This window comes from Kiloniella majae (assembly GCF_002118315.1).
Lineage (GTDB): Bacteria > Pseudomonadota > Alphaproteobacteria > Kiloniellales > Kiloniellaceae > Kiloniella > Kiloniella majae.
The window spans coordinates 103,466-127,651 of record NZ_MTSZ01000005.1; the positions used below are offsets into that span (position 1 = coordinate 103,466).

Below are 24,186 nucleotides of genomic sequence, written 5' to 3' on the forward strand. Positions count from 1 at the left end.
TTCAAACGCCCCAGAACAAGGGCGTAACAAGCACAACTGCATCATATCCGTAAAACATGACAGCACCAAGTAACCATTCATAGGTAGCTCCCAAAACAAAAAAGGGAAGCCGAAGCTTCCCTTTTTCCTGTTTCGTGATGAGCCTACATACTCAATAGAAGACGCTGAGGATCTTCCATGCACTCCTTGATACGCACAAGGAAAGTCACGGCTTCGCGGCCATCAATCAAACGATGATCATAACTTAGGGCCGTATACATCATCGGACGCACAACAACCTGCCCGTTTACAGCAATCGGACGCTCTTCAATTTTGTGTAATCCAAGGATAGCAGCTTGTGGCATGTTCAGAATTGGCGTTGAAAGCAACGAGCCAAAAACACCACCATTGGTAATGGTGAAGCTGCCGCCCGTCATGTCATCCATACCAAGCTTGCCATCACGACCTTTTTTGGCAAGGTCACCGAGACTGCCTTCAATTTCTGCAAAGCTCTTCTTATCACAATCCCGAATGACAGGTACCATCAACCCGGATGGCGTAGAAACAGCCATCCCGATATCAAAGAACTGGTTGTAAACGATATCATCGCCGTCAATTCGTGCATTCACAGATGGAACATCTTGCAATGCCTGAACAACTGCTTTGGCAAAGAAGCTGTTAAAGCCAAGTCGAACACCGTGTTTCTTCTCAAAAGCTTCTTTATATTGTTTACGCGCATCCATCACTGCCGACATATCAATTTCATTGAATGTTGTCAGCATAGCCGCGGTATTCTGAGCTTCTTTCAAGCGACGAGAAATTGTCTTTCTCATCTTTGACATCTTCTCGCGCGTTTCACGCTCTGGGGCGGCTGAAGACGGAGCATTTGTCGCTGCAGGTGCAGACGTTGCTCCGGTAGAAGTAATCGGCGCAGGTGCTGAAGGCGGATTTTTCAGATGCTCAAGGACATCGCCCTTAGTTAAGGCTCCGTCTTTTCCTGTTCCTTTAACCTGATGAGGATTAAGATTATTTTCAGCAATCAACTTCGCAACCGCAGGCGGCAATGTCATCGCAGCTGGTGAGGTATTACCCTCAAGAAAAGTAACCAAATCAGCTGTCGTCACTTTACCCCCGGCACCACTTCCAGAGATTTGAGAAGGATCAAGACTATCCCCTGCAGCTGTTGTCGTTGCGGCCTGAGGCGCTTCTTTCGACGGAGCTGGGGAACTAGATGCAGCTTTAGCTGGTGCTGCTGCACCTCCAGATCCTGGCGTAATAACGCCCAGAATAGCACCCACACCAACATCTGAATCCGCTTCGGCAGCAATTGATGTTAAAACACCAGCTACCGGGGCATTGACCTCTAATGTGACCTTGTCTGTCTCAAGCTCACAAATTGCTTCATCTTGCGCAACAGCATCGCCAACAGATTTCATCCACTGGGCTACGGTTGCCTCGGTCACGGATTCACCCAGAGTAGGGACAGGAATTTCAACAGGATCCCCCGTTGCTTCAACAGCTGCTGGTTCTGTAGTTTCTGCAGCTTTAGCAGGAGGGTCTTCTTTGGGCGCAGCCGGAGCTGATGATGCAGCACCTTCGGCTATTGATCCAAGTACGGCACCCACTTCGACATCATCACCTTCATTGGCAACAATCCCTTCGAGTACACCAGCAACTGACGCATTTACTTCCAACGTGACCTTGTCTGTCTCAAGCTCCACAATAGCTTCATCCATAGCAACTGCTTCACCTGGTTGTTTCAACCATTTCGCAACTGTTGCTTCTGTTACAGATTCCCCTAGTGCCGGAACGACTATTTCGGTGGCCATTTTTTGTCTCTATTATGTTTATTATCTATGTGTAATTTGAACATACTGATATCTGTATCAGAACATCCGTTAAGAAAAAGGGTGACCCGGGACAGGCCACCCTTTCTATTTATTCACCGGCTTTCGCAACCGGGCGTAATTTTTCTACTTTTGTCGCCGCAGCATCTCTGGCTTCAAGCTCTTCGGCTTTACGAGTCTGGATACGGCTCATGGCTTTTTTGCCCAAGGTAAAGGCATCATCCAATAGAGCTTCCAACTGAAGCGCATGCTTCTTGGCTGAACCTGTCGCAGGTGACGCCGCAGTCTTACGACCAGCATAACGAGGACGGTAATTTTCAAAGCCCATTTCTTCCGCAACTTCCTCGATGAAAGTTGAAACAAAAGTCCAGGCCCCCATATTACGATGCTCTTCCTGACACCAGACAAGATCACAATGTTCATAGCCCTTAAGTGCCTGAGACAATGCTTCAGCCGGGAATGGGTAAAGCTGTTCAAGGCGAATGAGGTGAACATTGTTAATGCCGCGCTTTTCGCGTTCGTCGAGAAGGTCATAATAAACCTTACCGGTACAAAGGATGACCTGCTTGATCTTACTTGGCGGGTTCACCTTGACGTTGCACGGCAAGACGCGGTGGAACGACGTATCCGGCAACATGTCTTCCAAATTGGAAACACAACGCTTGTGACGAAGAAGCGACTTTGGTGTCATGATAATCAACGGCTTACGGAAACCACGATGCATCTGACGCCTCAGAACATGGAAATAGTTCGCCGGTGTTGTACAGTTAACGACCTGAATATTATCTTCCGCACAAGATTGAAGGAAACGCTCGACACGGCCAGATGAGTGTTCAGGCCCTTGTCCTTCATATCCATGAGGCAAGAGCATTACCAAGCCAGACATTCTCAACCATTTGGATTCACCTGATACAATGAACTGATCAATAATGATCTGCGCCCCATTCACAAAATCCCCAAATTGCGCTTCCCACAGAACCAATGCATCTGGTTCGGCCAATGAATAGCCATATTCAAAACCAAGAACTGCCAATTCACTGAGCGGGCTGTTAATGATTTCAGCATTGGCCTGGCTGGAACGGACGTTATTCAACGGCTTGTATTCAGATTGATCCTGCTGATCAATCCACGCTGCATGACGTTGAGAGAAAGTACCACGATTACAATCCTGTCCTGAAAGACGAACCGGGTGCCCTTCAACAAGTAAAGTCCCATACGCAAGGGCTTCTGCCGTTGCCCAATCGAGCCCTTCGCCACTGTCAAACATTGCCTGTTTGGCTTTAAGTTGACGCGTCAGTTTGCGATGGATATTAAACCCGTCCGGAACTTTACAGAGTGTATTACCAACCTCTTTAAGAAGGTCCAACTCAACACCCGTATCTCCGCGACGGGCATCATACCCACGCACAGCCCCGATATGAGACCATTTGCCTTCCAGCCAATCAGCCTTGTTCGGCTTATAACCTTCAGCAATCTGGAATTCTTCTTCCAGCTTATCCCACCAGGTTTTGCTGATCGCATCAATTTCGCTTTTGGTCACTGTACCTTCAGCAGAAAGCTGTTCAGCATAAAGTTCACGAACAGAACGTTGCTGAGCAATTTTCTTGTACATCTGTGGTTGAGTAAACGTCGGCTCATCGCCTTCGTTGTGACCAAAGCGACGATAGCAGAACATATCGATCACAACGTCGGACTTAAAGGTTTGACGATATTCAATGGCAATACGTGCAACGTGTACCACAGCTTCCGGATCATCACCGTTTACGTGAATAATTGGCGCCTGAATAATCTTGGCAACATCCGTACAATAAGGACCGGAACGAGAATGAACAGGGTCAGTGGTAAAACCGATCTGGTTGTTCACAATAAAATGGATCGTTCCACCCGTTGTATACCCATCAAGCTCAGATAGATCTAACGTTTCAGGAACAAGCCCCTGTCCGGCAAAGGCAGCATCCCCATGAAGAAGAATACCCATGATTTTGCTGCGATCAGTATCGTTTTTCTGATCCTGTTTGGCGCGGACCTTACCAACGACGACGGGGTCAACAGCTTCAAGGTGAGAAGGATTAGCTGTGAGGGACAGATGGACCGAGTTTCCATCAAACTCACGATCAGATGAGGTCCCCAAGTGATACTTAACATCACCTGAACCGCCAACGTCTTCCGGATTAGCTGCTCCACCTTTAAATTCGCTGAAAATCGCCCGGAAAGGCTTGCCCATCAGATTAGCAAGAATGTTCAAACGTCCGCGATGCGCGACCCCTAAAACAACTTCTTCCAAACCAAGGGCAGATCCTCGTTTAAGGATTTGTTCAAGCGCAGGTACCATTGTTTCTGCGCCATCAAGGCCAAAGCGTTTAGTCCCGGTGTATTTTTTACCAAGGAACTGTTCAAAAATCTCGGCTGCAGACAAGCGTTCCAAAATGGCCTGCTTGCCTTTCGCCGTGAAGTCTGTCCGGTTATTGATCCCTTCAATACGCTCCTGAATCCAGGCTTTTTGCTCTGGCTCCTGGATGTGCATAAACTCGACACCAATTTTACCGCAATAGGTCTTACGAACACGTTCTACGATTTGACGTAGTGTTGCCGTTTCCAACCCCAAAACACCATTGATAAAGATCGGATGATCCATATCTGAATCGCTGAAGCCATAAGCTTTTGGATCCAGTTCAGGGTGAGGACTAATCGGCTTCAATCCAAGCGGATCAAGGTTTGCTTCGAGGTGACCACGGACTCGATAAGCACGTATCAACATCAAAGCACGGATTGAATCAAGGATTGCGCGACGATTTTCCTCGTCGCTCAAGGGCACGCCACTCGCTTGTACCGGAGCTGCCGACGCGGTGCTAACACCGTGAATCCCGGCAAGCAAATCTTTGGCATCTTCTTCCAGATTAGAGAAGAAAGATTGCCACCCTGTATCTACAGAATCAGGGTGGCTTATGAACTGAGCATAGAGATCGGCCAGTTCGCCTGCTTTCGGGCCAAAATAGCGGGCCTCATGCCCAACAGTAGTGTTCGCCATCTATAACCTGTAGCCGAACTGGAGGGTACCAGTTCGGCTCCCTCCAATATTAGGTTGTTATCCTTGCATAGCTTTCAGCATAGTGCTGCCGAGGCTAGCAGGAGAATCTGCAACATGGAAGCCAGCTGACTTCATGGCTTCAATCTTGTCGTCTGCACCACCTTTACCACCGGCGATAATCGCACCGGCATGGCCCATACGACGGCCTGGAGGTGCCGTAACACCCGCGATAAAGCCAGCGATTGGCTTCTTCACTTTAGACGCAGCAAAAAATTCCGCTGCTTCTTCTTCGGCACTACCACCGATCTCACCGATCATGATAATGCCCTGCGTTTCATCATCTTCCAGGAAGAGTTCCAGGCAATCGATGAAGTTTGTACCGTTGACAGGGTCACCACCGATACCGATACAGGTAGACTGACCAAGGTTCGCAGCGGTTGTTTGTGCCACCGCCTCATAGGTCAGTGTACCGGAGCGGGAAACAATACCAATTTTACCACGCTGGTGAATGTGCCCAGGCATAATGCCAATCTTACATTCATCAGGGGTAATGATCCCCGGACAGTTTGGACCAATCAGACGGGATTTGGACCCGGCAAGCGCACGCTTTACACGCACCATATCAAGAACCGGAATTCCCTCTGTAATACAAACGATCAGCTCAACGCCAGCATCTACAGCTTCAAGAATAGCGTCGCCCGCAAAGGGAGGAGGCACATAGATAACAGATGCATTTGCTTCTGTTGTGTGAACGGCTTCCGCAACGGTGTTGAAAACAGGCAGATCAAGATGACTTGTGCCGCCTTTACCTGGTGTCACACCGCCAACCATCTTTGTGCCGTATGCAACAGCTTGCTCAGAGTGGAATGTACCTTGCGCGCCTGTGAAACCCTGACAGATAACACGCGTATTTTTATTAACAAGTACCGACATTTTACGCGGCCTCCTTCACGGCTTTGACCACTTTTGCAGCAGCATCAGCCAGGTCATCACCAGAAATAATCGGGAGACCGGATTCCGCCATAATTTTCTTACCAAGATCGACGTTTGTTCCTTCGAGACGAACCACCAATGGAACGCTGAGAGATACTTCACGGGCTGCGGCGACAACACCCTCTGCAATCACATCACACCGCATGATGCCACCAAAGATATTGACCAGAATGCCCTTAACGTTTGGATCAGAAAGAATGATCTTGAAAGCAACGGTCACGCGTTCTTTCGTTGCGCCACCTCCGACATCAAGGAAGTTAGCTGGTTCGCTACCGTACAGCTTGATGATATCCATCGTTGCCATCGCAAGGCCAGCGCCGTTGACCATGCACCCAATTTCACCATCCAGTGAGATGTAGTTCAATTCATGGCGAGCAGCTTCAAGTTCTTTTGCGTCTTCTTCGTCTTCATCACGCATGCCTGCAACGTCTTTATGACGGAAGAGCGCGTTATCATCGAAGTTCATTTTAGCGTCGAGTGCAATGATGTCGCCTGCACCGGTCACAACCAGTGGGTTGATCTCAACGATACTGGCATCAAGATCCATAAAGGCTTTGTACATCGTCGCCATGAATTTCACAGCAGCACCGACCTGTTTGCCTTCGAGGCCAAGACCAAAAGCAAGATTACGACCATGGTAAGGCATAAAACCTTCCACAGGATCAATCGCAACTTTCAGAATTTTTTCAGGTGTGGCTTCAGCCACTTCCTCAATTTCCATTCCACCTTCGGTAGATGCCATAATCGTCACGCGGCTGGTCGCGCGGTCAATCAGCATACCGAGATAGAGTTCACGTTTAATGTCACAGCCTTCTTCGATGTAAAGGCGTTTCACTTCTTTACCGACAGCGCCAGTCTGCTTTGTCACGAGGGTATGACCCAGCATCTTGCGCGCGTTTTCTTTCACATCATCAAGCGTCTTGCAGAGACGAACTCCACCGTCGCCATCAGGGTCGTCGGTGAAACGGCCTGCTCCACGTCCACCTGCGTGGATTTGGGATTTTACAACCCAGATTGGGCCGCCCAGTTCGCGGGCTGCATTTTCTGCCTCTTCCGGTGTAAAAGCGACTGATCCTCTTGGAACAGCTACACCGTATTTTCTCAGCAGCTCTTTAGCTTGATATTCATGAATGTTCATGGGACGCCACAAAGCCTCAATTGGTTTTATTTTTTAAATATGGTTAACGAGTCCGGAAACCCTAGTACCAACAATATACACTTAATTTGTTAAGAGCATAACGCCAGATACTTAGCGATAGATTAACACCCCCGACCCAGAGCGCAACCGCACCGCAGCAATTTTTGTCGGAAAATTGGTAGAAAATGACGCGGATTGTCGGAAAAACGAAGGGCGTTGCGACCTCTGGTCAACAACGCCCTTTTATATTCTCAATCGCAAGAGGATTTAATTGTGCGATGCACAGTATCAAATCAGCCCTTTGCTTGAATATCCTTACAAGCTTCGACAAGACCTTTCACAGCCTCAACAGAACTGGCAAGAAGTGCAGATTCTGTAGCATCCAGGTCAATTTCAACCACTTTTTCAACGCCGTTTGCGCCTAGAATTGCCGGCACACCAACATACATACCATCAACACCATACTGGCCTTCGAGATACGCAGCACATGGCAAGACACGACGCTTATCTTTGAGATAACTTTCCGCCATCAAAATTGCAGACGCGGCTGGCGCATAAAAAGCAGAACCGGTTTTCAGCAATCCGACGATCTCGGCGCCACCATTTTTTGTGCGCTCAACAATAGAATCCAGTTTTCCCTGGCTCATCCAACCCATTTTAATGAGTTCAGGAAGAGAAATACCGGCAACTGTTGAATGGCGAACCATTGGTACCATTGTATCACCATGACCACCCAGAACGAATGCAGTCACATCTTCGACGGACACATTCATTTCATCAGCAAGGAAATGACGGAAACGGGCAGAGTCAAGAACCCCGGCCATACCAACAACTTTATTTGCCGGAAGGCCTGATGCCTGCTGAAGAACCCAAACCATCGCATCCAATGGGTTGGTAATGCAGATAACAAAAGCATTCGGACAATGCTGCTTAATGCCCTCACCGACAGATTGCATTACTTTGATGTTAATGCCCAGTAGGTCATCACGGCTCATACCTGGCTTACGTGCCACACCCGCGGTTACAATAACGACATCGGAATCAGCAATATCTGCGTAGTCGTTTGCCCCTTTAAGATCAGCATCAAAACCTTCTACAGGAGAAAGTTGAGCAAGATCCAGCGCCTTACCCTGAGGAATACCTTCAGCAATATCGAAAAGAACGACATCGCCCAAATCTTTCATTCCAGCTAACAAAGCAAGTGTGCCGCCAATATTACCAGCACCAACAAGCGCGATCTTTTTACGTGCCATGATTTCTGTCCTTATCAGGATTTCTTCGGCCCGATCGGGCCCTCGATCAAATGCGTCGCAGGTTGAAGAACCTGCAAAATACAAAGGGAGTCCTAGCGCGTATCCCCATTTGGAGCAAGGAACTTTGTTGCAATGCACACAGACTCTTTATCTTCAAATTTTGGTGATCCTTTTCAAAAGAGCGGATACGATCACCTTTATCCGGGTTGCACTATTCTGCACACTTAACACAGGTTGTTGCATAAGGAAGGGCAAGCAAACGTCCCTCTGGAATAGCATCACCACAATCGGAACAGATACCATAAGTATCATTTTTTATCCGCGTCAACGCAGCCCGAATCTGATTGATCTCTTCCAAACCCGCTTCTTCAAGTCCTTCAAGAACCTGATCTCCTTCACTTTCCGTGGCGTTTTCACCCCAGTCCTGACTATGAGGTTCCCGAAGATCATGTTCAATTTGGTCCACCCGAACACCAAGTTCTTCCATTCGGGCTTTTAGGTTGGCTTTCACTTTATTCAGATCAGGCATTTGCACAGACTCCCTTCAGATAGTTCTATTGATTTTGATAGTACTATTGGGATTATGTCACTTGCGTCCAACGCGTCATTGACTCAGGTCAGCACTATAAAGGATCGCAAGTTCATAGCTCATCAGAGCTTACGCTCATTCCTTACCAGTTTAAGGCTTTTTGCTATTTAAAGGAAGCATTACCTAGAAGAGCATGTTCACACCCAATGAGAAGGCCTATTAAACATCGACATGAGGTTGGATAATATACTCCTGTGATCTCATTTCCTGTAACCTGCTGACAGTACGTTCAAATTCAAAAGCTCCATCGCCAGCAGGATAAAGCTCTTCTGGCTCAGCCGCCGCAGCAGCAACGAGGTTACATCGATGCTCATATAATGCGTCAATCAAGGACATGAAACGGCGCGCTTTATCTCTGTTTTCCGATCCCATGACAGGAATATCCGCCATTATCAACGTGTGATATTTCTTGGCGATCGTTAAATAATCACCCGGACCAAGAGCCGTCGCGCAAAGCTCATCAAAGGTCACAAAAGCAACTTTACGGGCCGTCTTGGCTATTTTGAGCTTACGCCCTTTAATATGCAGGACCTCTTCCTCAGCTTGTGCCCCCTCAGTCAATTGAGCAAAGGCTTCTTGTAAAGATTGGTTGGCTTTATTGCTAAGTGGACTGTGATAAACGGGAAGGTTCTTCATTCGCTCCAAACGGTAGTCAATTCCAGAATCAAGCTGAAGTACGTCCAATCGCTCTTTTAAAAGATCGATGAAAGGTAAGAAACTATCGCGCTGCAGCCCATTTTCATACAAACGATCCGGTGGCCAGTTTGATGTAGCAACGACAACAACACCCTTTTCGAATAACGCTTCAAACAGGCGGGCTAAAATCATGGCATCAGCAATATTAACCACATGGAATTCATCAAAACAGAGCAGCAAAGCCTCTTCTGCCAACTCTGCAGCGACATCCGGTAAAGGATCAGCCCGCGTACCCTTATGCTTTTCTCTCCATTTGTGCAGTCGCTCTTGAACTTCTTGCATAAAAGCATGGAAATGCACGCGTCGCTTCGGCTCTGTTGGAGCTACGGAGAAAAACATATCCATAATTGTGGATTTTCCCGTACCAACACCACCAAACAGATATAATCCTTGCGGCGGCGTTACCTTTCGCCGACCGAGACCAAGGCGTTCTTTCCATCCACCCATTCCCGTAGAAGGCTGATAATTTTTCAGCGCATGATACAAACTCTGTAACTTTTCGGCGGCAAGCTCCTGTGTTTGGTCAGGGCGCAACTCACCTGCATTACGCATATCACGATAAAGAAAGAGTGGTCCTTCACTCATAAAATAGAAATTCCCAAACCTGTATATAAATTAACAAAATAACTTAACGCCCACCCGAACAGTCCAGAATTGTCCCATTGCAGTACGACGCCTGGTCAGAACAAAGCCATAGAACAGCATTGGCAATTTCTTGTGCAGTCCCAGCACGCTTCATCGGAATGGCCGGAGCAATTCTGTCAACGCGTCCGGGTTCACCGCCCGATGCATGAATCTCAGTGTCAATAATGCCTGGGGATACTGCATTTACCCTGATACCTTCGCCACCCACTTCCTTCGCCAAGCCAACTGTCATGGCATCAACCGCTGCCTTTGAGGCTGCATACCAGACATATTCCCCTGGCGATCCTAGACGGGCCGCAATAGATGAAACCGTTACAATTGATCCGCCACATCCACCATGTTTTGAAGACATAAGTTTTACAGCTTCCTGAGAACAATAAAGCGCCCCCATCGTATTAATCCCCAGGACACGGCTCATGGTTTCAGCCTCAACTTCATCAAGCCGACAAATTTTTCCCGTCGTTCCCGCGTTATTAACCAGAACAGAAGGCACCCCAAGCTTTGATTTTACACCTTCAAAAAGAACCTTAACTTGTGCTGGATCAGAAATATCAGCCTTTATCGCCAGTGCAGTTCCGCCCTGCTCATTTATTTCTCGAACAAGATTATCAGCGTCATCAGCACGGGCATGATAGTTTACAGCAACAGCATAGTCTGACGCCGCAGCTGCTTTTGATATGGCAGCACCAATTCCCCTGCTCCCACCCGTAACAATCATAACCTTGCTCATAGAACCTCCTGTCTTGCGCTTGATATCGCAATGCGAGATCATAAAAACCTGAAATGATTATTATTTCAACTCCCAGAGTAACAAATCGAGCAACAAACACCGAATGTGAATTACAGGAGAAGAACAATGAACGAAGATGCCCTGAATATGAGTATCAGAAAGTTTCTCAAAAAAGTCGGCATTACATCACAGCGTGAAATCGAAGCGGCCATTCGGGAAAATATCGAAAATGATAAACTGAGCGGTAAAACCTCTTTTGCCATTTCTGTACAACTACATGCTCCTGAACTGGGACTGGATCACAAAATTGATGGAAAAATAGAGCTGGAATAATTTTTTTCACAACAAGCGACGGTTTTTATTTTCACCCAGCGTTGAAAGGTCATGAAACGATCATTACAGGAGAAAAATCATGATCAGTAAAAAAACACTTATCGTCGCAAGCTCGATCGCCTTTCTAACCGCTGGCGCAGCCTTTGCCGCCAGTGGGGGAAAGGGCGGCGGTAAATGGAAAAACCACTTTGAAGAAGCAGATACGAACGGCGACGGACAAATTACACAACAAGAAATTGCCAACGCCCAGGCTACCAAATTCAGCCAAACCGACCTTAACAATGATGGTACAATCAGCCTGACAGAAATGCAGGAAGCAATAGCCAAACATGTTGCAGAAAGAACTAAAAGTAAATTTGGCAAAATGGACACAGATAATTCTGGCACAATCACTGCCGAAGAATTCAACAGCAGAATAAACAAGATGATAGAACATCTTGATCGCAATGAGGACGGAATTATCAGCCAGGATGAAATGCCGAGAAACAAATGGCACAAAGGATAATTGGACCTTTGTTCTATCATAGCGTGACTGAGTTATAGAGAAAACGGGCCATCGATGACAACGCCTCAGCCCCGAATAGAGGATGCAAAATTAATGGCCCGTGTCGCACAGGGAGACGAAAATGCATGCCGTCTTCTTGTGCAACGTCACCTCAATCCGCTTGTTGGGTTAGCCATACGGATGACAGGCAACAAATCTGAAGCCGAAGATATTGCACAAGAAGCTTTTGTCAGGCTGTGGAAACAAAGTCACGATTGGCAGGCTAAAGCAAAAATATCGACATGGCTGTATAGGGTAGCGCACAACCTTGCTATTGACGCCATCCGCCGAAAAGATCGACAAAAGCTATCTGTAAGCGACCAAGTAGAAATTAGTGAAAACACAACAAGTGCGCAGAACAATCAGGATCATATGCTACACCAACAGGACATAACACGGCAGGTTGAAACAGCTATATCTCGTTTACCAGAACGACAAAGGACAGCCATTACCCTGATCCATCATAGAGATATGTCAAATAAAGAAGCCGCCAACATTATGGATATATCTGTCGATGCACTTGAATCCCTATTGGCTCGGGGAAGAAAAAGCCTCAAGAAGACCCTTTTAGAAAGTCGTGCAGATTTATTGGGAGCAACATCGTGATGTCACACTCAAACCTCTCAAGCCAAGACAGGGATAAGCTCACCTTTCTTTTCGATTGCTATGGTGCCTATATCCACCACTGGCCGGAAGAAAAGCGGGATTGGGCTTTGAGCCTTATTGAACAGCACCCTGAAGCCAAAACCATCAGGGATCAGGCGTTAGAGTTAGATCAGCTTCTTGATCAAAGTTCAGCCGAACCGGATTCAGCCCATCTTGTCAGCTCAATTTTGGCGCAAACTCCCGCAAAAACATCACAAAATAGCGTCAAGCCAAGCCTATTAAGCCAGCTATGGCCCTACGAAAGCATCTGGCGCCCTCTATCAGCTCTAACAACGGCCGGTACCTTCGGCATCTTACTTGGTACAAGTTCACCAAATCTTCTTTATCAACAAGAGATAACAGAGATCGAAAGCGCCTATATGGAATTTTCACTTGGCGACAGCTTTCCAAACAGTTTTCCTGAAGGAGAAATCGACTAATGCCAGTTCCTTCAAAAAAGGTTCTCACCATTCTTTTTTCTATTTCTTTGGCTTTAAATATTTTTATGGGCGGTCTTATCGGTTCACACATGTGGCACGCCCGTACATATGGACCAGACGTACCTCACGGCAAACCTCATGAACAAAGAAAACAATGGCGAGAGCTTTCTTCAGAACAACGTGATCTTTTCAAGAAAATATGGCGCGAAAACAAGGATGAAATCAAATCCACCTTCAAAGAACTTCGTGCATCGCACAAAAGACTAAAGGCTAATCTAAAGGGCAAAACAGAACGTACTGATTTTGAGGCTGCTTTTGAAATATTCCGCGCAGAACAATCAAATATTCATAGTGAAACAATAGAAAAGTTACTTGATATCGCAATGACCTTACCGCCTGAAGATCGTAGCACTTTTCTATCTCTTTGGGGAACACGCGGCCGCAATCAACACGGCAAACCTTGATGCTCGTTTTTCAACCTACTGAACAATTCGACTGGCTGGTAAAATAACAGACGCAACGGTTCCTTTGCCTTCTTCGCTTGAAAGCTTAAGGCTTCCTTCGTGCAATTCGCAAAGTTTTTGAGAAATCGAAAGCCCAAGACCTGTTCCCTGCACCTGCCGTGTCATTGCCGCATCTACCTGGATGAAAGGGTTCATTACGTCTTCCAATTTTTCTTTTGGAATACCAATTCCCGTATCAACAACCCTGATAAACACATTGTCTTCATCAAGTCCTCCCTCAATGCGTATTTTACCGCCCGAAGGCGTAAACTTAACTGCATTGGACAAAAGATTGATCAGTATCTGCTTTATGCCCCGCTCATCCGCATAGACATTCGGCAAGGAAGAGGTTGATAAAATTTCCAAATCCAAATCGCCACTATCCAACCTTGGGCGGATGATTGTGATAGACGAATTAATCAAACTCTGAAGATCAATATTTTCTTCATTCAGAGAGAATTCGCCAGCCTCAATCTTTGATAAATCAAGTATATCATTGATTAACTTCAAAAGGTGATCACCACTATTACGAATATCAGACAGGTAATCATGATATCGCTCGGATCCCAGTGGCCCAAAAACCTCTCGCTCCATCAACTCGGAGAAACCAATAATAGCGTTCAAGGGTGTCCGGAGTTCATGACTCATATTAGCCAAAAATTCTGATTTTGCTCTGTTCGCAACTTCGGCACTTTCTTTTGCCTGCATCAACTGTGCTTCGGCCATACGCTGCTTGGTGATATCTTCTTTTGTCGCGACATAATTTGTGATCTCACCCAAATCATTCACAACACTCGAAATAGACGCACGTTCCCAGAAAAAATCACCATTCTTGTGTTTATTCTTAAACACACCCGTCCAGACATTACCGTTCGAAATCGTCTGCCAAAGCTCTCTGTACTCTTGCTCCGAAGTATGCCCTGACTTCAACACACTTGGTGTCCGGCCAATGATTTCGTCCGGTTCATAGCCAGTAACGTCAGTAAACTTAGGATTCACATACTCAACAACACCTTGAGGGTCTGTGATTTGGATGACAGCTGGGTTTTGTTCTATTGCCTTTGACAACTTACGCAAACGCCCCTCGACTTCCTTCTGTGCAGAAATATCACGAATAAAGGTTATTCTGTTATTTTCCCCGTGAAGAACGCTGTTCTTTGCTGTGATACCGATCTCAAATCGAGAACCATCTTTACGAATACCAACAGCTTCGTAACCACCTGTTTTTTTGGTGCGTATTGCATCCATAACTCTATCGAGTGATTCCGGCGCAATGAGTTCGGCCGCGCCTAGGGTGACCATTTCCTCATAGTCATATCCAAACATCCGCATGGCTGCATCATTACAGTCTGACATACCCTTGTCTGAATGAATGATAATACCTTCGTTAGAGAGTTCCGATAATCTGCGAAGACGTTCTTCACTGATGCGGAGATCATGCTCTGCCTTAATGCGTTCGGAAATATCGACACTTATCCCAATCAGTCCCGCAAAACTACCATCCGGGTTATCAAAGCGGGCCTTGTGCATCAGAATATGCATGTGAGAGCCATCTGGACGGGTAAAAATCGCTACTTTTTCATCGGTAACACCAGATTTTATTGCTTTGACATCATCTTCGATAAAAGAGTCTGCAAGATCCTTTGGAAAAAGTTCATGAGATGTTTTGCCAACGATCTCATCCATTTCAAGTTCAATGTTCTTCTGAAAAAGTTTGTTACATCCAATATATTTGCCATCTTGATCTTTAAAAAAGATCTGTGCAGGCATTGCATCCAGAAGTGTCTGGAGAAAATTATTGTGGCGCCCTACCCTGCGCTCCGCAGTTTCAAGACGCTCTACCTGTTGGTTAAGCTTCTTAAAACTTGGAACTGCTTTTATAACACCAATAAAAAGCAGGAGTGTGCCACCCAAATAGCCAACGAGCTCTTCTATCACTGACAAGACAGGCGCAGCGTCACTAGTATGAAATTTATCAAGAAAAGAAAAATTATCCGCGACGTCCAATAGACTGCCAAAAGCAAAAAGAATGAAACCTGCCGTTATATAATTCCATCCCTGAAAAGTAAGATCCTGGGTCGGGCGACGCCAAATAATTACCACAACAAGAACAATCAGAACGGCTGCGCGAATAATATCCGCAGTCAAATCCAGCATCTAATAACCAGGCTCCTAAACCCCACACGACAGAAATATCTCTCTTATCAACCGCCCATAAATCACAGAGGTTATTTCAAAAACTTAAACATTTACTTTTATATCCCAGCAGTATCAGTAATGAAAACTAACAGGAAGTAAATGCGACAAAATTTACGCACAAAAAAGGCTGACAGAATTGCCAGCCTTTTCCTAATGGTATCAATCATCTTATTGATAATTAAACTTTTCTTTCAACCATCAATTTTTTAATTTCTGCAATCGCCTTGGCAGGGTTCAACCCTTTCGGACAGGTTTTCGTGCAGTTCATAATTGTGTGACATCTGAAAAGTCTGAATGGGTCTTCCAGATTATCCAAACGTGATCCGGTTTCTTCATCCCGAGTATCAGCGATAAAACGATAGGCCTGTAGTAGAACAGCCGGGCCGAGATAACGGTCACCATTCCACCAGTAACTAGGGCAAGATGTTGAACAGCTAAAGCAAAGGATACATTCCCACAAACCGTCAAGTTTCTTACGATCTTCAGGTGTCTGAAGACGCTCTCTCTCAGGTGCAGCAGTTGTGGTTTTCAACCACGGCTCAATAGAGGCGTATTGTGCATAGACATGATTTAGATCTGGAACCAAATCCTTGACCACAGGCATGTGAGGCAAAGGATAGATTTTGACTTCATCATCTTCCTCTACATCACTGCAGAATTTGGTGCAAGCCAAGGTGTTCGACCCGTCGATGTTCATCGCACAAGATCCACAAACACCTTCACGACAGGACCGGCGGAATGTCAAAGTTGGATCGATCTCGTTTTTAATTTTGATCAAGGCATCCAAGACCATCGGGCCACAGTTATCCATGTCCACTTCGTAAACATCTTCCCGTGGCGTTTCCCCGCTATCAGGGTCCCAGCGATACACGCGGAAGGTTTTGGTCTTTGTTGCCCCAGCCGGTGCAGGATGCTTTTTCCCGCTCTTATTTATTTTTGAATTAGCTGGAAGTGCAAATTCTACCATTGTTATTTTCTCCTAGACGCTTTCCCTTTAGCCACTTAATAAACGCGGGCTTTTGGTGGGAAGGATTGCACTTCATCAGTTAACGGCTCCAGATTAACCGGGCGGTAATCAAAAGTAACATTCCCGTCTTCATCACACTTGGCCAGTGTGTGTTTCATCCAATTTTCGTCATCACGATCCGGGAAATCCTCACGAGCTTGCGCACCGCGGCTTTCCTCACGATTTGCGGCACCAGCCATGGTAACACGTGACTGATACATCAGATTGTCAAGTTCCAAAGTCTCAACCAGATCAGAGTTCCAGATCAACGAACGATCAGTAACATTGATATCGTCGCGCTTGCTCCAGATTGACCCCAGAAGATCAATACCTTGTTTCAGGCTTTCCCCTGTTCTGAACACTGCCGCATGGTTTTGCATAGCTTTTTGCATTTCCAGGCGAACTTCAGATGTCTTCATTGACCCCTTGGCATAACGGGCTTTATCCAAACGAGCGAGAGAGTTATCCCCGGCATCCGCTGGAAGCGGAGCCTGTGAAGCCCCAGCCTTCAATGTATCAATACAGTGAAGCGCAGCACCACGACCAAAGACAACCAGATCAAGCAAAGAGTTTGACCCCAGACGGTTCGCCCCGTGTACAGAAACACATGCAGCCTCACCGATGGCCATCAAACCTGGAACTTCTGTATTCGGATCACCGTTCTTACTGGTGACAACATCACCTGTATACTTACAAGGAACACCGCCCATGTTGTAGTGACAGGTTGGAATCACCGGAATCGGTTCTTTGGAAACATCAACACCGGCAAAGATACTTGCTGATTCAGCAATGCCGGGCAGACGCTCAGCAATAAGATCCGGGTCTAGATGTTCAATGTGCAAATGAATATGGTCATTGCCAGTGCCAACACCGCGGCCATCACGAATTTCCATTGTCATGGCGCGACTGACCACATCCCGAGAAGCCAGATCTTTCGCACTCGGGGCATAGCGTTCCATGAAGCGTTCACCTTCAGAGTTGGTCAAATACCCACCTTCACCGCGAACACCCTCGGTAATCAGGCACCCTGCTCCATAGATTCCAGTTGGATGGAATTGAACAAATTCCATATCCTGACAATCAAGGCCGGCACGTAAAGCCATACCGTTACCATCACCTGTACAGGTATGAGCACCAGTACAAGAGAAGTACGCACGGCCATAGCCGCCAGTCGCCAAAATAACTTTCTGCGCACGGAAGCGATGGATCGTACCATCGTCAAGGTTCCACGCGACGACACCACGGCATTCGCCGTTTTCCATGATCAGATCAATGGCAAAGTATTCGATAAAAAACTCAGCGTGCCGTCGCAGGCTCTGTTGATAGAGCGTGTGCAACATCGCATGACCTGTTCGGTCAGCCGCCGCACAGGTACGTTGCGCAATACCTTCGCCAAAGCGGGTTGTCATTCCCCCGAAAGGACGCTGATAGATCTTACCTTCTTCCGTTCGGCTAAAAGGCATCCCGTAGTGTTCCAGTTCAACAATCGCAGGAACGGCTTCGCGTACCATGTATTCGATTGAATCCTGATCACCCAGCCAGTCAGATCCCTTAACGGTATCGTACATGTGCCAGCGCCAGTCGTCTTCGCCCATATTACCAAGAGATGCAGAAATGCCCCCTTGAGCAGCAACGGTGTGACTACGTGTTGGAAAAACCTTGGTGATACAAGCCGTTTTCAGACCTGCTTCTGCCAAGCCCAGCGTCGCACGCAAACCTGCGCCACCGGCCCCGACAACAACCACATCATACGTGTGGTCGATAAACTCATATGCTTTGTTTGATGGAGCAGTGTTCATCGTTTATTTCCTAGCCCCTGAATAGAATCATCAAAATTGAAAGAATACCTGTCAAACCCAAGACAACGTGGACCGACAGACTCAGGAACAGGGAAAGAACTTTACTCGCCTCTCCATGTACATAGTCTTCTATCACCACCTGCATTCCCTGTTGAGAATGAAGAAGACCGACAGAGATCAAAAGAATTAACAATCCCGCGACAACAGGCGATTGTACCCATTCCAGAAACTGCACATAATCAGCCCCGGTCATCAGAGCGACCGAAAAGACAAACCACAGAACAAGCGGAACAAGAGCCAAGCTGGTCAGGCGTTGAGCCCACCAATGTGAGGAGCCGTCTTTTGCTGACCCTAATCCACGGGCACGACCCAAAGGCGTACGTAGCGACATATCAAGCTCCTCCTACTGCATAGGCGAGGCCCCAAAGCCCCAAAGTGATAATAACTGTGAACACAATCACAGCCTTACCAGATGCATACGCGGTTTCAAGCTCAAGGCCTTTACCCGCATCCCAGTAGAGATGGCGAATGCCGTTACAAAGATGAAAAACGAGAGCAAACGTCCAACCGAAAAGAAGCAGTCGGCCGAACCAAGATCCCAAGAAGGATTGTACCAGTTCAAAATATTCCGCGCCGCTTGCTGCCGCAGCAAGCCACCAGATCAGAACGATGGAACCCACGGATGTGGCAACGCCCATGATGCGGAATAGAATTGAAAGTACGGAAGTTAATTGAGGACGATACACCTGCAAATGAGGTGAAAGAGGTCTGTTACCCCTGGACATGTTTTCTTTCCCGATATTGCGCACTGGTTCCACTTTTCAACTTCGCGCGCCTTATATTTAGCAGAACCCAAAGATTTGATGACGTTAAACCGCAATGCAGCATTAGTCAATGCAAGGCGACCAAAACTCGCTAAAGAACGACCTGACAACAAACAAGTAATTTACAGTGACGATAATTGTGACTTTTACTTATTAACATCATCTTAAGACTTAAACGCATCCGAATGCTGCGCCGCACAATTGCATACCAAAGAAGAAATACAGAAATAAAAAATTATCTTCGTCTTATAAAAACTGATTACTTCCTGGACCAATACCGAATATTTATTCAGACAAAGAAGTGATCTAGTCCAGAAACATTCAACACACACAGTATTTATTGTTACGATACAATCGTATAGGCCCGAACAAAAACAATAAGTCACTCGTTATTGGGGAGATTTTTTATGTTGGCATCAAAACCGTGTAATCAAAATCTAGAACGATATCTTCCTGATACCGCCCCTCACTATTCTTCAGGGGGAAGTCTTCGCAGTTGTTATTTTTGGCCGCAATGAGCCGAACTCTCAATGCCCCGACATCATCACGTTCCGGAAGCATGATTTTCTCCAAAACTTCACTCCAGGCGTAGACTGTATCCCCCGCAAACATCGGGGCCACGTGGGTTCCCCCGTTAATTGCGACGACTTTGAAAGCATTTTCCATACCATTGAAAGATAGCGCCCGAGCAATAGAGATTATATGCCCACCATAGATCAAACGCCGCCCAAAGCGTCCTTGAGATTCTGTATGCTGGTTAAAGTGAACCTTGGCTGTGTTCTGATAGAGTCGGGTCGCCATTTGATGCTCGGCCTCTTCGATGGTCATGCCATCAATATGAGCAATGCGCTCGCCAATACTGTAATCGCCCCATCTGTAAGCTGATCCAGACAAAGCATAGTCATATCCGGCTAAATTGAGTCCGCCAGTAACAGACAAAGAGTCTGCAGCAGCATCCAGGCTCAAATCAGGGACAATAACCTCTGGCGCAGGCGCATCAACTTCGCGCTTTCGCACCATAACCCAGCGCGCGTACTGAAGTACCATTTCCCCATGCTGATTACGTCCGGTCGAGCGAACATAGACGACACCGGTTTTCCCGTTGGAATTTTCCTTTACACCTATCACTTCACTAACCGTCGAGACTGTATCCCCCGGATACAGGGGCACCCCGAAAACACCTTCTGCATACCCAAGGTTTGCCACTGCATTTAACGAGATATCAGCAACGGTCTTTCCAAAGACAATATGAAATGCAAGAAAATCATCTACCGGTGCACAATCAAAACCAAGGGATCGCGCAAACTCATCAGAAGACGAAAAGGCAAATCTCGATCCGTAAAGAGCCGTGTAAAGAGCTTGATCACCAGACGTTATCGTTCTCGGTGTCGCATGCGTAATCACCATACCGGGATAAAAATCTTCGAAAAAATTCCCTTTCCGGGTTTTATTTTTCATATGATTTTTTGCACTCATGATCTCCCCCTATTCCTTTACGACGCACTCTGTTCTAAAGCAATGATTGCATCTGAATAGGCAATCAATCTGCGGGCTTCATCTGCGTGAAGGTTTTCGATCAAGCGACCATCAAGGACAACAACGCCCTGCCCTTGTTTTTTCGCCTCTTCAAACGCCGATACGATGGATCGCGCTTTTTCTATCGCTTCTTTTGAAGGACCAAAGGTGTTGTTCGCAACGGAGATTGTTTTGGGGTGGATCAGTGTTTTGCCATCAAAGCCCAGGGCCAACCCTTGTACACAAACTTCTGCAAAAGCATCATCGTTGTTAAGATCCAGACAAACCCCGTCAACAATGCCAATACCGTAGGCTCTGGCAGCTAAAAGACATAGCCCAAGCGACGTAATCACTGGCAAACGTTCTCGTGTATGTCGAGCCTGTAAATCCTTAACCAGATCTGACGTGCCCATTACAAAGCAGGAAATCCGCTCGGATGAAGCCGCGATTTCTTTGGCATTCAGCATTCCCAAAGGGGTTTCCATCATGCACATGACAGACATGCTTTCCGGCGCGCCCGACTTATTCATCAAATCGACAAGATTAAGCACTTGCCTTTCGTTTTCGACTTTTGGGAGCAGGATCGCATCAGCCGATGTTCGAGAGATCACCTTGATGTCCTCAAGGCCCCATTCGGAGTCCAACCCGTTCACACGAACAATGATTTCGCGCTTGCCATACCCGCCTTCTTGCAAAGCCTCGACGACCATTTGACGGGCTTCAATTTTTTTGTCGTCAGTGACAGCATCTTCCAGATCAAAGATCAGCGCATCCGCCATAAGACTTCGCCCTTTTTCCAAGGCTCTGGCTTTCGAACCTGGCATATAAAGAACAGATCTTCTCGGTCTTGGTGCCGCTACCATCTTTAACTCCTCTGTCTTGTTCTGCTGTCATTTTAATCCATGCAACACCTTATTGTGCACCGCAGCATTTATTGCATAGTTCCATCAAATTGACAGACAAACAAGACTTTTTATTTCCCTTTCTCCTTATCCTATATATCAATAATTACTCGTACTTAGAGAAGACATAACAACACATGTCTTAATCAATTCATCCTTCATGCGATGGATCGAACGCGCTGACGCAAAAATATAAGCCCCGCAAAAGCAATCAGAACAAGCGGCAATACAGTCACGGCAACCGCCGTCCAACTGAAGCTGGAAATCAAAATCCCAGATCCAAACGACGCTAAAGTAGAGACAAGGGCGATAAGGGTATCATTCGCCCCCTGAACGACCGATCTTTCACCCGCGCTCAGGTTTTCATTCAGCATGTTGGTTGCCCCGATAAAACCGAAGTTCCATCCAAGTCCTAATAAAATCAGAGAGAGATAAAAGTTTGTCAGCTCTATACCTGCGATCGCTATCGCAGACGACAAGCAAAGCATCAAAAGGCCGCAGGAAATAATCTTCCCGGAACCAAATCGGGATATGAGACTTCCGGTAAAGAAACTCGGCGCAAACATGGCAATAACATGCCAGCGAATGACATCTCCTGCCTGCACATCTGTAAAACCGCACCCCACCATGGCGAGGGGCGTCGGCGCCATCAACAGAACCATGACACCAAACGAGATTGCAGCGCAGAGAATGGCGGTAAAAACAGCAGGGCGGCGTACAATTTCGCCAACTGACGTGACTTTTTCATCACCATTCAGTTGGCCAGATCTATTTGTTTCTCGTAATCGCAGCGCAAGAATAGGGAGACTTCCGATAACAGACAACACAGTGATCGCCCCATAGGCACCAGCAAAAGGGATCGGTGAGAAAAAGTCTTTACTGTAGATAAAAACTTCTGGCCCGACCAACGCAGCAACCAAGCCAGATCCCAGAGTGAAAGAAATTGCTTTCGGGCGCCAGGATTCGGAAACAACTTCTGCTGCTGCAAACCTGAAATAGCCAAAGCAAACCAGTGCACTTCCCATCGCAGCATGAGCCAGACACAAGGTATAAAAATTTTCATAGAACAGGCTATAGACACCCAGGGCTCCGCCTGAAGCAGCAACTGTAGCCCCAAGTAGAAAGCCAAGCTTCCGACCATACTTGCCCATAAATACAGACATCGGCGCCGCCGTTAGCATACCAGCCATCATCTGAACAGAAACTGGCAGGATTGCAAACTCACTGGCAGGAGCAAGCATGGCTCCTGCCAGTCCGCCCAAGATAATCAGCATAGGCATTGGCGTTCCAAGAACTGCATTGCCAAGGAGAATCAACGAAAAATTCAGTCGCTGTGTTTGATCCGGCCTATTCATACTATCGCTCATACTATTATTGGCATCCTTAGCCCCAGGTTGATCTCAATATCTTCGATCCTAAGCGCTACTGTAACGCAACCACACCTTGTCAAAAATGATATTAGAACATCAAATATTGCCAAAACCCCCAACACAGGCAATACTGGTTTAAAGGGACAGGAGCACATCATTGAGACCAAAGAAAACGCTGGAAACAGAGAAAAAGAGCCGAGAAATCGGCGTTCTGGTTTTTGATAACGCAAATATTCTAGATATAAGCGGCCCCGTGCAAGCTTTTCATAGTGCCTCTGCTCCTGCAACAGAGACGCCAACAGATCCTGGTACAGATAGAAGATTAGAAAGCGAGACAGGTAATACACCACTTTACACACACCGCTTTCTCTCGCTCGATGGCAATTCTGTTTACACCTCCTGTAGAATGGAGATCATGCCCCATGGGAAAATCACCGACCTGAACCCTCATTCAGATTTGTTAATTCCAGGTGGCATTGGCGTTGATCAGCTTCTTGAAAATGAAATTTTACAGCACACGCTAAAGACATTTCACACCCACAACAAAGATCGCCGACTGATTTCAATTTGTTCAGGCGCTCTTATCTTGGCAGCTTCAGGTGTTCTGGACGGGCGAGACGCCACAACTCACTGGTCACGGGAACAGATGGCAAAAGAACGCTTCCCTAACGTGACCTGGAAGCTCAACACCATCTACACAAAATCAGATCAAATCTACACCTCGGCAGGTGTCTCGACCGGCATTGATCTCGCAATGGCAATTATTGAAGAAGATCATGGCACATCAAACTCACTTGATGTCGCTCAGGAACTTGTTGTTTATCTCCGCAGGAGCGGGGGACAGAAACAGTTCTCGGACCTTCTCGAAGCTCAAAAACGCCTTGAGCCAAAACTTCTACAGCTTGTCGATAAAATAAGCTCTGACCTCAGGCGAAACTGGACACTATCCGAACTCTCAAAAGAGGCAAACATGACGCCGCGCACACTTGATCGCCGTTTCAATCAAACTTTAGGCTCTTCCCCTGTCCAGTTTGTTGAGTTGACTCGCCTTAATCAGGCCAGGGTCCTCCTTACCAAAGGCGTTTCAATGAAACAGGTCGCAGACTTATGTGGCTTTGGCGATCTGCAAAAAATGCGCAGAAGCTTTCTGCGCAATCTTGGCATTACAACAACAGAATACCTGCAACACTTTGGTCCTTCTTGATCAA

Annotated in this window: 22 protein-coding genes; 6 read left to right on the plus strand and 16 right to left on the minus strand. The window is 46.8% G+C overall.

Features of this window, described 5'->3' with window-relative positions; genetic code table 11:
* Positions 1 to 143: 143 nt before the first annotated feature.
* From odhB to BKB51_RS15035, 8 genes are all read right to left on the minus strand, one after another.
* Complete coding sequence (gene odhB, locus BKB51_RS15000) at positions 144 to 1,808, minus strand: 2-oxoglutarate dehydrogenase complex dihydrolipoyllysine-residue succinyltransferase (RefSeq protein ID WP_085901930.1); 1,665 nt, start codon at positions 1,806 to 1,808, stop codon at positions 144 to 146.
* A 109-nt stretch (positions 1,809 to 1,917) separates the two neighbouring features.
* On the minus strand, positions 1,918 to 4,854 hold the full coding sequence (locus BKB51_RS15005; protein ID WP_085901931.1) for a 2-oxoglutarate dehydrogenase E1 component: 2,937 nt from the start codon (positions 4,852 to 4,854) through the stop codon (positions 1,918 to 1,920).
* A 57-nt stretch (positions 4,855 to 4,911) separates the two neighbouring features.
* Entirely contained in the window at positions 4,912 to 5,787 is an 876-nt protein-coding gene (sucD, locus tag BKB51_RS15010) for a succinate--CoA ligase subunit alpha (protein WP_085901932.1), read from the minus strand.
* 1 nt (position 5,788) lies between these two features.
* The gene (gene sucC / locus BKB51_RS15015; protein ID WP_085901933.1) at positions 5,789 to 6,985 is read right to left on the minus strand and encodes an ADP-forming succinate--CoA ligase subunit beta; all 1,197 of its coding nucleotides are present in this window, start codon (positions 6,983 to 6,985) and stop codon (positions 5,789 to 5,791) included.
* A gap of 293 nt (positions 6,986 to 7,278) precedes the next feature.
* Complete coding sequence (gene mdh / locus BKB51_RS15020) at positions 7,279 to 8,238, minus strand: malate dehydrogenase (protein ID WP_085902081.1); 960 nt, start codon at positions 8,236 to 8,238, stop codon at positions 7,279 to 7,281.
* A gap of 211 nt (positions 8,239 to 8,449) precedes the next feature.
* On the minus strand, positions 8,450 to 8,767 hold the full coding sequence (locus tag BKB51_RS15025) for a TraR/DksA family transcriptional regulator (RefSeq protein WP_085901934.1): 318 nt from the start codon (positions 8,765 to 8,767) through the stop codon (positions 8,450 to 8,452).
* 219 nt (positions 8,768 to 8,986) lie between these two features.
* Entirely contained in the window at positions 8,987 to 10,108 is a 1,122-nt protein-coding gene (gene zapE, locus BKB51_RS15030; RefSeq protein ID WP_085901935.1) for a cell division protein ZapE, read from the minus strand.
* 43 nt (positions 10,109 to 10,151) lie between these two features.
* Entirely contained in the window at positions 10,152 to 10,898 is a 747-nt protein-coding gene (locus BKB51_RS15035; protein WP_085901936.1) for an SDR family oxidoreductase, read from the minus strand.
* 126 nt (positions 10,899 to 11,024) lie between these two features.
* Between BKB51_RS15035 and BKB51_RS15040 the strand changes: the two genes are divergently transcribed.
* From BKB51_RS15040 to BKB51_RS15060, 5 genes are all read left to right on the plus strand, one after another.
* Complete coding sequence (locus BKB51_RS15040; protein ID WP_085901937.1) at positions 11,025 to 11,231, plus strand: DUF6494 family protein; 207 nt, start codon at positions 11,025 to 11,027, stop codon at positions 11,229 to 11,231.
* 79 nt (positions 11,232 to 11,310) lie between these two features.
* On the plus strand, positions 11,311 to 11,736 hold the full coding sequence (locus BKB51_RS15045; protein WP_085901938.1) for an EF-hand domain-containing protein: 426 nt from the start codon (positions 11,311 to 11,313) through the stop codon (positions 11,734 to 11,736).
* Positions 11,737 to 11,790: 54 nt separating this feature from the next.
* Positions 11,791 to 12,381 (plus strand): sigma-70 family RNA polymerase sigma factor, encoded by a 591-nt coding sequence (locus BKB51_RS15050; RefSeq protein ID WP_085901939.1) that lies wholly within the window; start codon positions 11,791 to 11,793, stop codon positions 12,379 to 12,381.
* Complete coding sequence (locus tag BKB51_RS15055; protein WP_085901940.1) at positions 12,381 to 12,860, plus strand: hypothetical protein; 480 nt, start codon at positions 12,381 to 12,383, stop codon at positions 12,858 to 12,860. The genes BKB51_RS15050 and BKB51_RS15055 overlap by 1 nt, the downstream gene beginning before the upstream one ends.
* The gene (locus BKB51_RS15060) at positions 12,860 to 13,324 is read left to right on the plus strand and encodes a periplasmic heavy metal sensor (RefSeq protein ID WP_085901941.1); all 465 of its coding nucleotides are present in this window, start codon (positions 12,860 to 12,862) and stop codon (positions 13,322 to 13,324) included. The genes BKB51_RS15055 and BKB51_RS15060 overlap by 1 nt, the downstream gene beginning before the upstream one ends.
* A gap of 15 nt (positions 13,325 to 13,339) precedes the next feature.
* On the opposite strand, the gene BKB51_RS15065 is transcribed toward BKB51_RS15060, so the two are convergent.
* From BKB51_RS15065 to BKB51_RS15100, 8 genes are all read right to left on the minus strand, one after another.
* Entirely contained in the window at positions 13,340 to 15,520 is a 2,181-nt protein-coding gene (locus BKB51_RS15065) for a PAS domain-containing protein (RefSeq protein ID WP_085901942.1), read from the minus strand.
* A 220-nt stretch (positions 15,521 to 15,740) separates the two neighbouring features.
* Entirely contained in the window at positions 15,741 to 16,529 is a 789-nt protein-coding gene (locus tag BKB51_RS15070) for a succinate dehydrogenase iron-sulfur subunit (RefSeq protein ID WP_085901943.1), read from the minus strand.
* A gap of 35 nt (positions 16,530 to 16,564) precedes the next feature.
* Positions 16,565 to 18,367, minus strand: a complete 1,803-nt coding sequence (gene sdhA, locus BKB51_RS15075) for a succinate dehydrogenase flavoprotein subunit (protein WP_085901944.1) — start codon at positions 18,365 to 18,367, stop codon at positions 16,565 to 16,567.
* Positions 18,368 to 18,377: 10 nt separating this feature from the next.
* The gene (gene sdhD / locus BKB51_RS15080; protein ID WP_085901945.1) at positions 18,378 to 18,758 is read right to left on the minus strand and encodes a succinate dehydrogenase, hydrophobic membrane anchor protein; all 381 of its coding nucleotides are present in this window, start codon (positions 18,756 to 18,758) and stop codon (positions 18,378 to 18,380) included.
* 1 nt (position 18,759) lies between these two features.
* Positions 18,760 to 19,152, minus strand: coding sequence for a succinate dehydrogenase, cytochrome b556 subunit (gene sdhC, locus BKB51_RS15085; protein ID WP_179188281.1), 393 nt, complete (start codon positions 19,150 to 19,152; stop codon positions 18,760 to 18,762).
* Positions 19,153 to 19,596: 444 nt separating this feature from the next.
* Complete coding sequence (locus BKB51_RS15090; protein ID WP_245813285.1) at positions 19,597 to 20,667, minus strand: MaoC family dehydratase; 1,071 nt, start codon at positions 20,665 to 20,667, stop codon at positions 19,597 to 19,599.
* Positions 20,668 to 20,684: 17 nt separating this feature from the next.
* Positions 20,685 to 21,569: an HpcH/HpaI aldolase/citrate lyase family protein gene (locus BKB51_RS15095; protein ID WP_085901947.1), complete on the minus strand. Its 885-nt coding sequence runs from the start codon at positions 21,567 to 21,569 to the stop codon at positions 20,685 to 20,687.
* Between the two features lie 197 nt (positions 21,570 to 21,766).
* A complete protein-coding gene (locus tag BKB51_RS15100; RefSeq protein ID WP_085901948.1) occupies positions 21,767 to 22,975 on the minus strand; it encodes an MFS transporter in 1,209 nt (402 codons plus the stop codon).
* A 160-nt stretch (positions 22,976 to 23,135) separates the two neighbouring features.
* Between BKB51_RS15100 and BKB51_RS15105 the strand changes: the two genes are divergently transcribed.
* Complete coding sequence (locus BKB51_RS15105) at positions 23,136 to 24,182, plus strand: GlxA family transcriptional regulator (RefSeq protein ID WP_085901949.1); 1,047 nt, start codon at positions 23,136 to 23,138, stop codon at positions 24,180 to 24,182.
* Positions 24,183 to 24,186: the final 4 nt, after the last annotated feature.

Excerpts from the sequence above, each read along its gene's own strand:
- odhB (WP_085901930.1), bottom strand. The coding sequence starts at position 1,808 with ATGGCCACCGAAATAGTCGTTCCGGCACTAGGGGAATCTGTAACAGAA.
- BKB51_RS15005 (WP_085901931.1), bottom strand. The coding sequence starts at position 4,854 with ATGGCGAACACTACTGTTGGGCATGAGGCCCGCTATTTTGGCCCGAAA.
- sucD (WP_085901932.1), bottom strand. The coding sequence starts at position 5,787 with ATGTCGGTACTTGTTAATAAAAATACGCGTGTTATCTGTCAGGGTTTC.
- sucC (WP_085901933.1), bottom strand. The coding sequence starts at position 6,985 with ATGAACATTCATGAATATCAAGCTAAAGAGCTGCTGAGAAAATACGGT.
- mdh (WP_085902081.1), bottom strand. The coding sequence starts at position 8,238 with ATGGCACGTAAAAAGATCGCGCTTGTTGGTGCTGGTAATATTGGCGGC.
- BKB51_RS15025 (WP_085901934.1), bottom strand. The coding sequence starts at position 8,767 with ATGCCTGATCTGAATAAAGTGAAAGCCAACCTAAAAGCCCGAATGGAA.
- zapE (WP_085901935.1), bottom strand. The coding sequence starts at position 10,108 with ATGAGTGAAGGACCACTCTTTCTTTATCGTGATATGCGTAATGCAGGT.
- BKB51_RS15035 (WP_085901936.1), bottom strand. The coding sequence starts at position 10,898 with ATGAGCAAGGTTATGATTGTTACGGGTGGGAGCAGGGGAATTGGTGCT.
- BKB51_RS15040 (WP_085901937.1), top strand. The coding sequence starts at position 11,025 with ATGAACGAAGATGCCCTGAATATGAGTATCAGAAAGTTTCTCAAAAAA.
- BKB51_RS15045 (WP_085901938.1), top strand. The coding sequence starts at position 11,311 with ATGATCAGTAAAAAAACACTTATCGTCGCAAGCTCGATCGCCTTTCTA.
- BKB51_RS15050 (WP_085901939.1), top strand. The coding sequence starts at position 11,791 with ATGACAACGCCTCAGCCCCGAATAGAGGATGCAAAATTAATGGCCCGT.
- BKB51_RS15055 (WP_085901940.1), top strand. The coding sequence starts at position 12,381 with ATGTCACACTCAAACCTCTCAAGCCAAGACAGGGATAAGCTCACCTTT.
- BKB51_RS15060 (WP_085901941.1), top strand. The coding sequence starts at position 12,860 with ATGCCAGTTCCTTCAAAAAAGGTTCTCACCATTCTTTTTTCTATTTCT.
- BKB51_RS15065 (WP_085901942.1), bottom strand. The coding sequence starts at position 15,520 with ATGCTGGATTTGACTGCGGATATTATTCGCGCAGCCGTTCTGATTGTT.
- BKB51_RS15070 (WP_085901943.1), bottom strand. The coding sequence starts at position 16,529 with ATGGTAGAATTTGCACTTCCAGCTAATTCAAAAATAAATAAGAGCGGG.
- sdhA (WP_085901944.1), bottom strand. The coding sequence starts at position 18,367 with ATGAACACTGCTCCATCAAACAAAGCATATGAGTTTATCGACCACACG.
- sdhD (WP_085901945.1), bottom strand. The coding sequence starts at position 18,758 with ATGTCGCTACGTACGCCTTTGGGTCGTGCCCGTGGATTAGGGTCAGCA.
- sdhC (WP_179188281.1), bottom strand. The coding sequence starts at position 19,152 with ATGTCCAGGGGTAACAGACCTCTTTCACCTCATTTGCAGGTGTATCGT.
- BKB51_RS15090 (WP_245813285.1), bottom strand. The coding sequence starts at position 20,667 with ATGAGTGCAAAAAATCATATGAAAAATAAAACCCGGAAAGGGAATTTT.
- BKB51_RS15095 (WP_085901947.1), bottom strand. The coding sequence starts at position 21,569 with ATGGTAGCGGCACCAAGACCGAGAAGATCTGTTCTTTATATGCCAGGT.
- BKB51_RS15100 (WP_085901948.1), bottom strand. The coding sequence starts at position 22,975 with ATGAGCGATAGTATGAATAGGCCGGATCAAACACAGCGACTGAATTTT.